Below are 13,734 nucleotides of genomic sequence, written 5' to 3' on the forward strand. Positions count from 1 at the left end.
GGGCATCTCTCCAGCACAGGCGCACCGATCGGCGGACCGCGTCTCGCCGCTCCGCCGTCCGCCTGCGCGCGCGGGGCCTCGGGCGGCTTACGCGGTGCGGAGGGCGGCGACCAGGGCCGCTGTGGCGGGCGGGTCGGGCGGCTCGCCGTACGTGGCGGCGAAGACCCGCCGCGTCGAGCCGGGCAGCTCGGCCACGCGGACGCCGGGATGCCGATGGGCCGACAGCGCCAGCCGGGGCAGCACGGCGACTCCCAGCCCGGCCGCCACCATGGCCTGGACCGCCACATAGTCGTCCGTGGTGAACGAGACGCGGGGTTCGAAGCCCGCCTCCGCGCACAGGTCGAGCAGGTGCGCCCGGCACCGGTCGCATCCCGCGATCCACCGCGAGCCCGCATGCGCGAGGAGACCTTCTCCCTGCCGCGGCACGGCCGGAATCCCGTCGGCCGGCACTCCATCGGCCGGCACTCCATCGGCCGGCACGTCTTCGGCGGGCTCCTCGTGGCCGGGCTCCGCGAAGTCGGGGACGACGAGGTAGCTGGGGTCGTCGAGGAGCGGGGTCATGCGGATGCCGTCCTCGGCGCTGTCGCCGTACTGGAACACCACCGCCACGTCCACCTGCCCGTCGCGGAGCATGCGGAGCGCCTCGGGCGGCTCGGCCTCGGCCAGCCGCAGATCGAGGCCCGGGTGCTCCTTCGCGAGCCGTACGGCCGCCTCGGGGATGAAAGTGCCGAGCGCCGAGGGGAACGCGACCAGCCGCACCCGCCCGGATCGCAACCCGACGTGGGCCGCGAGCTCCTCCGACGCCGAGTCGAGCCGGCCGAGTATCTCGGCGCCGCGCTCGGCCAGCAGGCGGCCCGCCTCGGTGAGCCGGATGCCGCGGCCCACGCGCTGCACCAGCTTCGCCCCGGTCTCCGCTTCGAGCCGCGCGAGGTGGTGGCTCACCGACGGCTGCGAGTAGTGCAATTCCCGCGCCGCCGCGGTGACCGATCCCGACCGCGCCACGGCGACCAGCACGCGAAGCCGTGCGATGTCCAGCATCCAGGCAACATATCAAGTCCATCTATGGGTTCACGCTGAAACTTGAGTTAGACCTATGAGCGGCCGACGGGGCACGCTGGTCCCGTGACAGACATCCGTGACGTGCTGCAAGCCCGGCCGCTGGTCGCCCGCCATCTTCCCGAGACGCCGATGTGGTCCTATCCGGTGCTCGACGCCCTGGTCGGCGCCGAGGTGTTCGTCAAGCACGAGAACGTGCAGCCGACCGGTGCGTTCAAGGTGCGCGGCGGGATCACCCTGCTGGACCGCATGCCTGACCGGGATCGGGGCGTCCTCACCTACTCGACCGGCAATCACGCCCAGTCGATCGCGTACGCCGCCCGCCTGTACGGCGTGCCCTGCTCGATCGTCATGCCGGAGAGCCCCAACCCCGCCAAAGTCGCGGCGGTCGAGGCGCTCGGGGCCACGGTGACGGTCGCGGGGGCCACCATGGTCGAGGCCGCCGGGCACGCTCGGGAGCTGGCCCTCCGTGAGGGGAAGCGGCTGGTCAGCCCCGCCGAGGAGCCCGACATCATCGCCGGTGTGGGCACGCTCTACACGGAGGTGTTCGCGGCGCGGCCGGATCTCGACACGGTCTTCGTGCCGGTCGGCAGCGGCAGCGGGGCGGCCGCCGCGTGCGTCGTCGCCCAGGCGCTCGCGCCCGGATGCCGGATCGTCGCCGTGCAGTCGGCCGCCGCTCCGGCCGCCCACGACTCGTGGCGGCTGGGCGAGCTGGTCAGCCGGCCGGTCAAGACCGTCGTGGACGGCCTGGCCACCGGGTCGGCCTTCCCCATGCCGCAGGCGGTCATGCGGGACGGCCTGGCCGACTTCGTCCTGGTGACCGACGACGAGATCGACGCCGCCCAGCGAATCCTGCTCACCGAGGCCCACACACTGGCCGAGGGGGCCGGCGCCGCCGCCCTGGCGGGGCTGATGGCCCGGCGGGAGGAGTACGCCGGCCGCAGGGTCGCCGTCGTCTGCACGGGGGGCAACGCCGGCCCGGCGGAGCTCGGCCGGATGCTCGCGGCCTGATTCCCGGGCTCACTCCACGGCGGGTGGGCTCTTCGACCGGGCCCGGCCCGTCGGTTTCCCTCAGGCGAGGTCGCGGCGGGTGGCCTCTTCGACCTCGTGCAGGCTCTGCCGGGTCAGCTCCAGCTCGGAGGTGAGCTCGTCCAGCGCCTGAGGGTCGCCGTCCGCCCCGCTGGAGGTGGCTGCCATCGCGGACAGCTCCACCGCCCGCGCCACCAGGCCCTCTAAGGCGATCGCGCCGGACTCCAGCCGGGCCAGCACCCGCATCCGGGCGCCCGACAGCCGGTCGTACACCTCCTGCTGGGCGGCGAGCGAGGCGAGGGAACGGTCGAGCTCGCCGGCGACCTCGCCGCGCGCCCGCTCCCTCGCGTGGATCAGCCGCAGGCGCTCCTGCTCCAGGAACCGCGGGTCGAAGCGGGCGAGCGCGGAGCCGGTGACCGAGGCCCGCCCGGCGAGCCTGCGCAGCGTCGCCACCGTGTCGTCCACCTGCGGCCGCATCGCCGCGATCCGGTCGAGCAGGATCTGCCCGCGCATCGACGCGGTGAGGTCGGCGAACGACTTGGCCGCCCGTTCGCCCCGCCGCAGCCACGCCTCCTCGGCGCTGCCCCGCGTGACGGGCAGCTCCACCGGCTCCTCCGTACGGCTCTCGCCGCCGGTCGACTGCCACGCCGAGGCGAACGCCTTGGCGAGCCAGACCGTGACGCCGACGAACGCGGCGCCCGCCGGGTGGACGTCGACGGCCCAGGCGGCGCCTCCCGCGGTGGCGCCCAGGAGCAGCCCCCAGGGGTCGCGCAGTTCCTCGGTGAAGCGGGACAACGGAGGGCTCCCGGCCTAGAAGTTGGAGATGACGGCGGTGAACACCTGATCGATGCTCCCCGCCTTGCGGGAATCGTAGGCCGCCGCGTCGGTGGTCTGCGAGATCTTCTTGAGGACGCTCAGGTCGGCGTCGGAGCCGTACGCGATGGTGAACATCCGCACCGTGTCCTCCCCGGCCTCCTTGTTCAGCTCGGGCAGCAGGTTGTTCAGCGAGATCGAGTCGTTGTCCTCGTTCTTCCCGTCGGTCAGGAAGACGACGGCGTTGATCGCGTCGCCGCTCTGGTGGTCCATGACGTACTTGTAGGACGCCAGCGCCGTGTCGTACAGGCCGGTGCCGCCGCTGGGGATGAGGCCGTTGATGCGGTCCTTGAGCTGCTTGCCGGTGTCGCGGCCCATCGGCACCAGCTCCCGGTAGTCCTTGCCGCCGTCCTGCTTGAGCGAGAACATCCACAGGCCGACCCGGTCGTTCGGGCCGAACTGGGGCAGCGCGTTGATCGCGGCCTGCTTGGCGAGGTCGAGCTTGGTCTTGCCGGTGTCGGGGACGCCGGCGCCCATGGAGCCCGAGACGTCCATGACCATGAGCACGTTGGCCGGCTTGCGCAGGTCGGCCCAGCTAGCGAGGATCTTGTCGAGCACCTGGGGCGTCGGCACGCTCAGCGTCGTCGCCGGCTGCTTCGGGTCGAGCCCGTTGGCGGCGGTGATCAGCTCGCCCGGCTTCCCGTCGTGGGAGCGGAACGCGTACTTCTCGAACTCCTCCTGCCGGTCCGGCTCCTGGAGGTACTTCAGGAAGTCGGCCGCTGCGGCCTTCTTGTCCGCGTCCGCCCATGACAGCACGGCGTACGGATGGTCGGAGACGAGCGTGCCCTCCTTGGGGTAGATCGCGACGAGCGGCACCTTGGGCTTCGGGTGGTCGCCGAGCGTCTTGGGGTCTCCGGTGGGGTTGCCCTGGTTGTAGTCCCACACCGACTTCTCCTCCACGGTCACCGCCGAGATGTACGACATGGCGGTGCCGGAGTCGTCCGCGTGCTGGAGGTTGGACAGGAAGGTCAGCGTGGTGTCGCCGTAGTGGACGATCGACCGCTCGACGCCTTTGACGAAGCTCCGGGTGCGCGCCGCGGCCACGTCCTTCACCGTCAGGTCGCCGGACAGGCCGGTCGCGGCGAAGTACGCGCCGACTGTCGCGTTCAGCCCGGAGGTGGAGAAATTGGGGTTCGTCTTGCCCAGGCGGAACTTGCCCCATTCGGGATGGCCGTACTTGGCCCATCCCTTCGGATCGTTGGCCAGGTCCAGGACGTCCGACCAGCCGATCTTCTTGGACGGCCAGCCGAGCGCCTGCGCCATCGGCTTGGGCATCGCGATGACCAGAGGCGAGCCGGCGATCGTGGGGTTGTCGCGCGCCACCAGGCCGGCCCGGTCGCTTCCCTCGGCGCGCTGCTGGAGGAGGCTGATCCAGCCGGCGCTCGCGGGCGTCCACACGTCGGGCCGCGCGCCGTCCTGCCGCTCGTCCCATCCCCGGGCGAGCGCCTGCATCGCGCCGCCGGACGCCATGGAGTTGACGACCACGTCCACGCAGTGCCCGCCGACCTCGTGGCCGTTGTAGCCGTTCGCGATCGTGCGCAGCAGCTCGGCCTTCTCGCTGGAGGCCGCGATCGTCAGCACGACGCCGTCGTCGCCGCAGGCCCGCTTCTGCGTGGCGCCGCCCCCGCCGCCGCCCGAGAGGGCGTGCCCGCCGTCCCCTCCGCCGAACAGCGTGCGCAGACCGACGATCAGCGCGCCGGCCATGATGACGGCGACGATGAACGGTGCGTAGTTGCGGCGGCGCTTCTGCTGCGGTGGGGGGTACACGCGTTCTCCTCGAGGCACGGGGAATGCCAGCACTTATCCCGACGAATGGCGCCTCACGTTAGTTGCCGATGATCTCGGGCTGCTAACGCCGGTCGGTCAGGTCGTGGATCCGCCTGTGGACGGGCTCGGCGGGCGTCGCGTGCACCGGCCACCCGGCGGGCCGATGAGACGTCGGCGACCGCCTGAAATTTTCACGGGCCGGCGCGGGTGCGGCCCGGCTCCCATCAGGTCGAACCGGTGAAGTGGCCGGGCCGTGTCCGCGACCGGGAATCGGAGACGTTGACCGTCCATCACGCGATCCGTACTTTGACGACTGTTCTAGTTCATGAATGTCGTACACATTTGTGAACTTCAAATGCGGGACCAGGAGTGGTGTCCCTCCGCCACCCCCTCGGTCAGGGGTCCTGCCTGACCTGCGAGGAGCTTGGCTTTGAGTAGGAAAAGCAGAATCGGAGCCGGGGTGATCAGCACGGTCGCCGCGGCCGTCGCTCTGGCAGCGGGCGTCGTGGGCGGGGTCCCGGCCGCGAGCGCGGCGCCGACGGCCGGCGCCTACCGGCTGGTCAACGCGGCGAGCGGGCTGTGCCTCGAAGTTCCGGGGAGCAGCACGTCGGACGGTGTTCAGCTCGCGCAGCGCGGCTGCGCGAACGTCGCTGCCCAGACCTGGAACCTCAGCGCCCAGGGCGGCGGCTTCCGCCTGACGGCCGCCGGCAGCGGCAAGTGCGCCGGGGTCAGGGACGCCTCCACGTCGGCGGGCAAGGCCGTACAGCAGGAGACCTGCACCGGGGCCGCCTCCCAGACCTGGCAGACCGTCCTGGTGAGCGGCTCGACGTACCAGTTCGTCAACGCCAACGGCGGCAAGTGCCTGAACGTCAAGGACAGCTCGACCGCAGCGGGCGCCCTGGTGCAGCAGAACTCGTGCGACTCGGTGACCAGCAAGCGCTGGACGCTCCAGTCCGCGGGCTCCCAGCCCACCCCGACACCGACCCCCACGCCCACGGTCACCCCGCCGCCCTCCGGGTGGCCATCGGCCAACGGCCAGCAGGCCGTCGGCAGCACCATTCCCGTCTCGGGCACCTACGACGGCGGCATGAAGCGCTACTACGGCACCGGTGACCTCGGCACCAGCGGCCAGAGCGAGGACCAGGGGCCGATCTTCGAGCTGGCCAACGGCGCGGTGCTGAAGAACGTCATCCTCGGCAACCCGGCGGCGGACGGCGTCCACTGCCTCGGCACCTGCACGCTGCAGAACGTCTGGTGGGAGGACGTCGGCGAGGACGCCGCGACCTTCCTCGGCACCTCCGCCTCGCAGACCATGACAGTCGACGGCGGCGGCGCCAGGGCGGCCAGCGACAAGGTCTTCCAGCACAACGGCCCCGGCACCTTCACCATCCGCAACTTCCAGGTGGAGAACTTCGGCAAGCTCTACCGGGCCTGCGGCAACTGCACGAACTCCTACCAGCGGCACGTGGTGGTCTCCAACGTCACGGCGACCATGCCGGGCAAGGCGCTGGTGGGCATCAACGTCAACTGGGGTGACACCGCCCGCATCTCCGGGATCACGATCGTGAACGACCCGAACAGGAAGCTCGTCGTCTGCCAGAAGTACAACGGCGTGCCCAAGGGAAGCGAGCCCACCGAGGTCGGGAGCGGGCCGGACTCGACCAACTGCCTCTACACGGCGTCGAACATCACCTACAGGTGATCTGACGCCGCCTCCGGTAGATGATGAGGCGAAGGCCCGGCGGTCCACGCGACCGCCGGGCCTTCCGTCTCAGCCGGTACGGCCTCTGTGCCTGTACGGCTCGTACTGTCCGGCTCGCGCTTGGGTTATCCGGCGCCCGCGCCGTACTCGGCGAGGAAGAGGGCCTCGGTGGTGATGATCCTGCGCAGCTCGTCCAGCACGACCCGCTCGTTGGGCGCGTGGATCGCCGCCCCCTCGTCCTCCGCGCCGTACAGCAGGATCTCCGCCGCCGGGAACTGCCTGGCGAGCGTCGCCACCAGTGGGATGGAGCCGCCCTGCCCGACCTGCCGCGGCGGCCGGCCGAACGCGCGGGCCATCGCCCGCTCGACCGCGTCGCGCGCCCGGCCCTCGGACCGCGCCTCGAACCCGGAGCCCGTCACGAAGTCGTCGAACGAGACCCGCACGCCCCACGGCGCGACCTTCTCCAGGTAGGCGGTCACGTCGTTCAGCGCCGTCTTGGCGTCACCGGACGCGGGGATGCGGACGGTGACGCGTGCCCGCGCCACGGCCTGGACCGCGTTGATCGCGCCGCTCACCGTCGGGACGTCGAGCCCGGTCACCGTGATCGCGTACGACGCCCAGAGGCGGTCGGCGAGGCTGCCCGAACCGACCAGTGAGACCCCGTCGAGCACGCCGGCCGTCTGCCGGAACTCCTCCTCCGGGTCGCTCGCCCCCGGGAAGGTGCCGCGTGCGAGGCCGGGTACGCGGACGTCCCCGTTGTCGTCGTGCAGAGCGGTCAGCATGCGCATGAGCGCGGCCAGGGCATCGGGGGCCGCGCCGCCGAAGGCGCCGCTGTGGACGGCCTCGGCGAGCGTGCGCACCTCGACGGTGAAGGCCGCCATCCCGCGCAGGGACGTGGTCAGCGCCGGGTCGCCCACACGGGGGTTGCCGCAGTCGGCGATGACCATGGCGTCCGCGCGGACCAGCTCGGGGTTGGCCTCGACGAAGGCCTCCAGCCGCTCCCCGGCGTACTCCTCCTGGCCCTCGATGACGACCTTGACGCCGACCGGGAAGCGGCCGTCGAACGCCCGCAGCGCCGCCACGTGCGCGATCAGGCCGCTCTTGTCGTCGGCCGCGCCCCGGCCGTACATCGCGCCGTCGATCACGGTCGGTTCGAACGCCGACGTACGCCACAGGGCGGGGTCGCCGGCGGGCTGGACGTCGTAGTGCGCGTAGAGCAGCACGGTGGGCGCCCCGGGCGGGGCGGGGGCCTCCGCGAACACGGCGGGGAAGCTGCCCTCGACCGGGATCTGCCGGACGTGCGGCAGGCCGGCCGCTCGCAGCAGCCGTTCTGTGAGGTCGGCCGCCGCCAGCACGGGGGCCTCGGCGTGGCCGGGGAAGGCGACGGAGGGGATCGCCACGAGCCTCTTGAGGTCCTCGACAGTCTGGGGCATCCCCGCCTCGACGGCGCGCTCGATCTCCTCAGGTGTCACGGCGTCTCTCCCGATATGCGTGGTTCGAGTGTTTCTGGCCTGATGGTGGACCCCATTGCACCACACCGGCACCCCGGGTGGCCGGGGACGTGCCGGGCGTGAGAGCTCAAGCGATTTGAGGCTTCACGGATTTCGTCGTTGTTACAAGGCGATATCGCGGAATCCGAACATCTTGCAGAGTGCAGCTACGTAATCACTTGGCAAAACGCAGAAGCACCCTGCAAACTGTGGGTACACGTATCCCCTGAGGGAAGGTTGCGATGACGCGCCCCGAGGTTCTCAAGGCCGCACAGGACAATCTCTGGATGCATTTCACCCGGCACAGCTCCTATGAGGGGGCGGAGGTGCCGATGATCGTGCGGGGCGAGGGCGCGTACATCTACGACGTGCACGGCAAGCGCTACCTCGACGGTCTCGCCGGGCTGTTCGTGGTCCAGGTCGGCCACGGCCGCGAGGAGCTCGCCGAGGCCGCCGCCAAGCAGGCCAAGGAGCTCGCGTTCTTCCCGCTGTGGTCGTACGCGCATCCCAAGGCCGCCGAGCTGGCGGGCCGGCTCGCCCAGCTCACCCCCGGCGATCTCAACCGGGTGTTCTTCACCACCGGCGGCGGCGAGGCCGTCGAGTCGGCCTGGAAGCTCGCCAAGCAGTACTTCAAGCTCACGGGCAAGCCGATGAAGACCAAGGTCGTCAGCCGGTCCATCGCCTACCACGGCACGCCGCACGGCGCCCTGTCGATCACCGGCATCCCGTCGCTCAAGCAGGCGTTCGAGCCACTGGTGCCGGGTGCGATCAAGGCGCCCAACACCAACATCTACCGCGCCGACGAGATCACCGGCTTCCCCGGCATGGACAAGGACCCGGAGGCGTTCGGCCGCTGGGCGGCCGACCAGATCGGCAAGGCCATCGAGATGGAGGGCCCGGCCACCGTGGCCGCCGTCTTCGTCGAGCCGGTGCAGAACGCCGGGGGCTGCTTCCCGCCGCCGCCCGGATACTTCCGCCGCCTGCGGGAGATCTGTGACGAGCACGACGTGCTGCTCGTCTCGGACGAGGTCATCTGCGCCTTCGGCCGCCTCGGCACGATGTTCGGCGGTCAGAAGTTCGACTACGTGCCCGACATCATCACCTGCGCCAAGGGCTTGACCAGCGGTTACACCCCCATCGGCGCGATGATCGCCAGTGAGCGGCTGTTCGAGCCGTTCAAGAGCGGCACCGAGACGTTCGCCCACGGCTACACGTTCGGCGGCCACCCCGTCGCGTCCGCCGTGGCCCTGGCCAACCTCGACATCTTCGAGCGGGAGGACCTGCTCGGCCACGTCACGGCCAACGAGCCGGTGTTCCGCGCCACGCTCGAGAAGCTCCTCGACCTGCCGATCGTCGGCGACGTCCGCGGTTCCGGCTTCTTCTACGGGATCGAGCTCGTCAAGGACAAGTCGACCAAGCAGACCTTCGACGACGACGAGTCCGAGCGGCTGCTGCGGGGCTTTCTGTCCAAGGCGCTGTACGAAGCCGGCCTCTACTGCCGCGCCGACGACCGGGGAGACCCGGTCGTCCAGCTCGCCCCCCCGCTCATCTGCGGGCCCAAGGAGTTCGACGAGATCGAGTCGATCCTCCGCTCGGTGCTCACCGAGGCGTGGGCCCGTCTCTGACCACCCGCCCGTCGCGGCCGGTGACACCCGGCCGCGGCGGGTACTTCCCGAAAGGATCCTTCCCATGAAGATCGGCGTTCCCGCCGAGGTCAAGAACCACGAGTACCGCGTCGCCGCCACACCGGCGGGCGTGCACGAGCTCGTCCGCCACGGCCACGAGGTCGCCGTCCAGCGGGGAGCGGGGCTTGGCTCGCACATCACGGACGAGGAGTACCTGGCCGCCGGCGCCAAGCTCATCGAAGGCGCGGACGACGTCTGGGCCGAGTCCGAGATGATCCTCAAGGTGAAGGAGCCGATCGCGGAGGAGTATCACCGGCTCCGCGCGGACCAGGTCCTGTTCACCTACCTGCACCTGGCCGCGTCCCGCCCGTGCACCGACGCCCTGCTGGCCGCCGGCACCACCGCCATCGCGTACGAGACCGTGCAGGCGGGCGGCGCGCTGCCGCTGCTCGCTCCCATGTCGGAGGTCGCCGGCCGGCTCGCCCCGCAGGTCGGCGCGTACAACCTGATGCGTTTCAACGGCGGCCGCGGCGTGCTCCCCGGCGGCGTCCCCGGCGTGGCGCCGGCCAAGGTCGTCGTCATCGGTGGCGGCGTCTCCGGCCTCAACGCGGCCCAGATCGCCGTCGGCATGGGCGCCGACGTGTCGATTCTCGACGTCAACATCGACCGGCTGCGCTTCATCGACGCCATCTACCAGGGCCGCCTCACGACCCTCGTGTCGACGTCGTACGCGATCGAGCGGGCCGTGCTGGACGCCGATTTGGTCATCGGCGCGGTGCTGATCCCGGGCGCCAAGGCGCCGACGCTCGTCTCCAACGAGCTGGTCTCCCGCATGAAGCCGGGCTCGGTCCTCGTCGACATCGCCATCGACCAGGGCGGATGCTTCGAGGACTCGCGCCCGACCACCCACGCCGAGCCGACCTTCCGGGTCCACAACTCGATCTTCTACTGCGTGGCCAACATGCCGGGGTCGGTGGCGAACACGTCCACCTTCGCGCTGACCAACGCGACCCTTCCCTACGCGGTGAAGCTGGCCGACCGGGGCTGGCGGGACGCCCTGCGCGGCGACGAGGCCCTCCGTCTCGGGCTGAACGCCCACGCCGGTGTGCTCACCAACGAGCCGGTCGCGGTGGCTCACGAGCTGCCGTTCACTCCGCCCGCCGAGGTCCTCGCCGCCGTCTGAGCACCCCGAGCCGGCGGCCTGCCCGGTCAGGCCCAGGCCCGTACGGCGTGGGCTGGTTCATGGCGCGCATGGAGGTTCACCGCAGGCAGAGGCGTGCGCGCAGCTCCCGGGCGGTGCCCAGGACGTGCTCGACCTCGGCCGGGGCGGGCCAAGGGGCGGTGCCCGGCCTTAGCAGGGTCGCCCGAACCGACCCGAGGTGCTCGACGGCTGTGCCGTGCACGCCACTCGCCTCTGTCAGCCAGCGGACGGGGTCGGCGGTCGTGGGCATCTCCCGGGTCGCGAGATCCCAGGTGCCGAGGATCTCCACCAGGTCGGACGGATCCGCCGCGGCATCCCCACGACGCCGGGCGGCGGCCACCGCGAGCTCCGCACGCGCCAGGTGCTCCGGCTCCGGCACGCGGTCCCAGTACGGCGGGGGCGGGTCGAGCAGCCACTGCTCGGCCTGTGCCGAACGCCCCGTCAGCGACAGCAGCGTGCACAGCTCCGCCGCCGCACCCAGGTGGCCCCTCGCCGCTGCCTGGCGGAACCAGTGCTGGCCGCCCTTGACGTCGTTCTGCTCGGTGACCAGAAGCAGCCCGAACCGGTAGGCGGACTCCGGGTCGCCGTCCGCCGCGGCCCTGCCGAACCAGTGGCCCGCGGCCATCCGGTCACCCAGCTCGGCGCAGGCGAGCCCCGCCATCCGCAGCCCCTCCCGGTGGCCCGCGTGCGCGGCGCGCTCGAAGCAGGCCCTCGCCGTACGGAGGTCGCCCCTTGCCTGTGTCAGACCCCCCAGCCGGACCGCGGCTCCGGCGTGCCCCGCTCTGACGGCGAGCCGGAAGAAGGTCTCCGCGTCCCCTTCATCCCCTGTCGCGTGGAGGATCAGGCCCAGGTGGTAGGCCGCCTCGGCGTGCCCGCCACGCGCGGCGAACTCCCACCAGTGCCGGGCCTCGTCCTCGTCGCCGGAGGCGTAGCCGAGGAAGCCCAGGTCGTGGGCGGATCGCAGGTCGCCGTCGAGCGCCACGCGGAAGTGCCAGCGCCGGGCGCCCGTGCCGTCTCCCTGGTCCTCGCAGAGCAGGGCCAGCAGGCGGCCGGCGTCGCGGGAGCCGCCCTCGGCCGCCCGTTCGAACCAGTGCCGCGCGGCCCGGCCGTCGCCGTCCCGCTCGAGTAAGAGTGCCGCCAGGTTGGTCGCCGCCTCGATGTCGCCGGTGCCGGCGGCGACCTCGAACCAGTGGATGGCGGCCGTGACCGTGCCGTGCCGGCGGTGCCAGAGGCCCAGGTTGTACGCACTGTCGACGTGCCCCGTCCGGGCGGCCCGCTCCCACCAGTGACGGGCGGCCCATCGGTCGCCGTGCTCCGCGTAGAGGCGGCCCAGGCGATGCGCCGCGTCCGGGTCACCCTCCCGCGCCCTGGCGAGCAGGTAGGTCTCCGCGGAGCCCCCGGCTTCCGGGACGCGAGGGACCGGGACGCCGGACCAGGCTGGTGCCGTCTCCGTAGCTCCCACCAATGTCATGGGAGACAGATTGACACGTGACCGTGACGTTACGGAGCGTTATTGCGAAGACCTTTGGCCGCAGAAGGGGCGGGGATGACCTGCTCGAATTCAATGAAACCGATGTACATTCCCATCCCGCAGGCGTAACGCATCCTTCCGGGAGGCTGGGGCGGCAGCCGCACCGCCCGCTCGCCGGTCACGGGCAACGCGACGTCCTGTCCTGCGATGGCCACCGTCCGGGTGCAGCCGCCGTTGTCCCGGGTACGGAAGACAAGCTCCACGGGCCGCCCGGCCGCCACGCTCGCCAGGCCGGGACGGAAGCCCTCCCCGGTGGCCCAGATGACGACCCTCTGCGTGCCTCCGCCGTACGGCCTCGCCGGGCCGGCGGTCGCGGCGGGTGGGCCGAAGTCGGGCAGCCAGCCACCCAGCCGCAGGCCCGACGCGACGGTGAAGAGCCCGGCGGCGAGGGCCGCGACGCCGGCGAGTGCGCTGAGCCTGGTCGAGGCGATGCCGCGCATCAGCAGCCCGAGCGCCGCCAACGCGGGAGTCGTGCCCAGGGCGAGCCCGGCGAGGACCGCCGCGCCGCCCAGCCCGCTGCCGGTGGACACGGCCACGATCTCCAGGCTGATCGTCACTCCGCAGGGCACCAAGATGGTCGCGGCACCCAGCACGAACCCTCGTGCCGCGAACCCTCGTGCCGCGAATCCCGGTGCCCCAACGCCTGACGCCGCGGGAACGGCGGCAAGGGAAGGCGGGTCCTTCGAGGGCATGGGGGAAGAGCATGTGCTCCGTTTCCGGAGGAGCCGGAACGCGAGAGCGAGCACCGCGACCCCCGCCACGACAAGCATGACGGCCCTGGTCCGCGGACCGATCTGTACGGCGGAGCCGGCCAGGCCAAGGAGAGCCCCGGCGCACACGTGAGACAACAGCCGGCCGGAAAGGAACGCCGCCACGGCGGCCAGGCCGCCGGTTTTCGCCGAGCCTCCGGTATTCGCCGGGCTTTCGACGTTCGCCGAACTTGTGTCTTTCGCCGGACTTTTGGTTCTCGCCACCCCTCCGGCCCTCGCCGCCGTGGGGGTGCCGCAGCATTCGCCGGTCCCGGCCGTCACCTGGGGCGGTGGCCGGACGAGCCCGATCAGCAGGCCGCCCTGGACCGCCGCACACGACGCCGTGCCCGCTGCCAGGCCGGCGGCGAGGCCGCCGGCGAACAGGGCGGCGGCATTCACGTTCAGTGCGCGAGGGCCAGGTCGTCGAGCGTCCCCGACTTGGCGGCCTCGACGATCGAGCCGAACTGGTCGATGCTCATCTCCACCCGCTGCCCGAAGTCATCGGTGATGACGACCTGCCGCTCAGCCGGAGCCGACAGGTCCACGAACAGCTCCGGGCAGCCGCAGCTGCAGTTGCCGCAGAAACGCGCGATGGATTTCACGCCGTCCTCCTTGAGCCGGGAAGCCTTTTCCGCAACGTAACGTGGCCGGCCAGGAGCGACCAGTAATACTTCGCTGGCCCGCGAGGAACTGATGGCACGCCCCGGCGGA

The 13,734-nt window shown here is 71.6% G+C and carries 11 protein-coding genes; 4 read left to right on the plus strand and 7 right to left on the minus strand.

Annotation, left to right across the window (positions count from 1 at the left end):
• Window positions 1-87: 87 nt before the first annotated feature.
• Window positions 88-1,038, minus strand: coding sequence for a LysR family transcriptional regulator (locus AB0B72_RS01780; RefSeq protein ID WP_367736345.1), 951 nt, complete (start codon window positions 1,036-1,038; stop codon window positions 88-90).
• 84 nt (window positions 1,039-1,122) lie between these two features.
• Here AB0B72_RS01780 and AB0B72_RS01785 point away from each other — a divergent pair, with 84 nt between their 5' ends.
• The gene (locus AB0B72_RS01785; RefSeq protein WP_367736346.1) at window positions 1,123-2,067 is read left to right on the plus strand and encodes a threonine/serine dehydratase; all 945 of its coding nucleotides are present in this window, start codon (window positions 1,123-1,125) and stop codon (window positions 2,065-2,067) included.
• A gap of 60 nt (window positions 2,068-2,127) precedes the next feature.
• On the opposite strand, the gene AB0B72_RS01790 is transcribed toward AB0B72_RS01785, so the two are convergent.
• The gene (locus tag AB0B72_RS01790) at window positions 2,128-2,880 is read right to left on the minus strand and encodes a hypothetical protein (RefSeq protein WP_367736347.1); all 753 of its coding nucleotides are present in this window, start codon (window positions 2,878-2,880) and stop codon (window positions 2,128-2,130) included.
• A 15-nt stretch (window positions 2,881-2,895) separates the two neighbouring features.
• Window positions 2,896-4,725: an extracellular solute-binding protein gene (locus AB0B72_RS01795; protein WP_367736348.1), complete on the minus strand. Its 1,830-nt coding sequence runs from the start codon at window positions 4,723-4,725 to the stop codon at window positions 2,896-2,898.
• A gap of 430 nt (window positions 4,726-5,155) precedes the next feature.
• On the opposite strand from AB0B72_RS01795, the gene AB0B72_RS01800 reads away from it, so the two are divergent.
• Complete coding sequence (locus AB0B72_RS01800) at window positions 5,156-6,427, plus strand: pectate lyase (RefSeq protein ID WP_367736349.1); 1,272 nt, start codon at window positions 5,156-5,158, stop codon at window positions 6,425-6,427.
• Between the two features lie 125 nt (window positions 6,428-6,552).
• Here the strand turns inward: AB0B72_RS01800 and AB0B72_RS01805 are convergent, their stop codons facing one another.
• Window positions 6,553-7,899 carry a M20/M25/M40 family metallo-hydrolase gene (locus AB0B72_RS01805; protein ID WP_367736350.1) on the minus strand — a complete coding sequence of 449 codons (1,347 nt, stop codon included), beginning with the start codon at window positions 7,897-7,899 and terminating at the stop codon, window positions 6,553-6,555.
• 260 nt (window positions 7,900-8,159) lie between these two features.
• Here AB0B72_RS01805 and AB0B72_RS01810 point away from each other — a divergent pair, with 260 nt between their 5' ends.
• Together AB0B72_RS01810 and ald are read left to right on the plus strand one after the other, a co-directional pair.
• On the plus strand, window positions 8,160-9,542 hold the full coding sequence (locus AB0B72_RS01810; protein ID WP_367736351.1) for an aspartate aminotransferase family protein: 1,383 nt from the start codon (window positions 8,160-8,162) through the stop codon (window positions 9,540-9,542).
• Window positions 9,543-9,606: 64 nt separating this feature from the next.
• On the plus strand, window positions 9,607-10,725 hold the full coding sequence (ald, locus tag AB0B72_RS01815) for an alanine dehydrogenase (protein ID WP_367736352.1): 1,119 nt from the start codon (window positions 9,607-9,609) through the stop codon (window positions 10,723-10,725).
• Between the two features lie 76 nt (window positions 10,726-10,801).
• Here ald and AB0B72_RS01820 read toward each other — a convergent pair whose 3' ends face one another.
• From AB0B72_RS01820 to AB0B72_RS01830, 3 genes are read right to left on the minus strand one after another with little or no spacing between them, the layout of a single operon-like run.
• A complete protein-coding gene (locus AB0B72_RS01820; protein WP_367736353.1) occupies window positions 10,802-12,214 on the minus strand; it encodes a sel1 repeat family protein in 1,413 nt (470 codons plus the stop codon).
• Between the two features lie 29 nt (window positions 12,215-12,243).
• Window positions 12,244-13,422: a sulfite exporter TauE/SafE family protein gene (locus AB0B72_RS01825; RefSeq protein WP_367736355.1), complete on the minus strand. Its 1,179-nt coding sequence runs from the start codon at window positions 13,420-13,422 to the stop codon at window positions 12,244-12,246.
• A 2-nt stretch (window positions 13,423-13,424) separates the two neighbouring features.
• Window positions 13,425-13,625 (minus strand): hypothetical protein, encoded by a 201-nt coding sequence (locus AB0B72_RS01830; RefSeq protein ID WP_367736356.1) that lies wholly within the window; start codon window positions 13,623-13,625, stop codon window positions 13,425-13,427.
• Between the last annotated feature and the right edge of the window lie 109 nt (window positions 13,626-13,734).

Source organism: Microbispora sp. NPDC049125 (assembly GCF_040802045.1).
In the GTDB taxonomy this organism is placed as follows: domain Bacteria; phylum Actinomycetota; class Actinomycetes; order Streptosporangiales; family Streptosporangiaceae; genus Microbispora.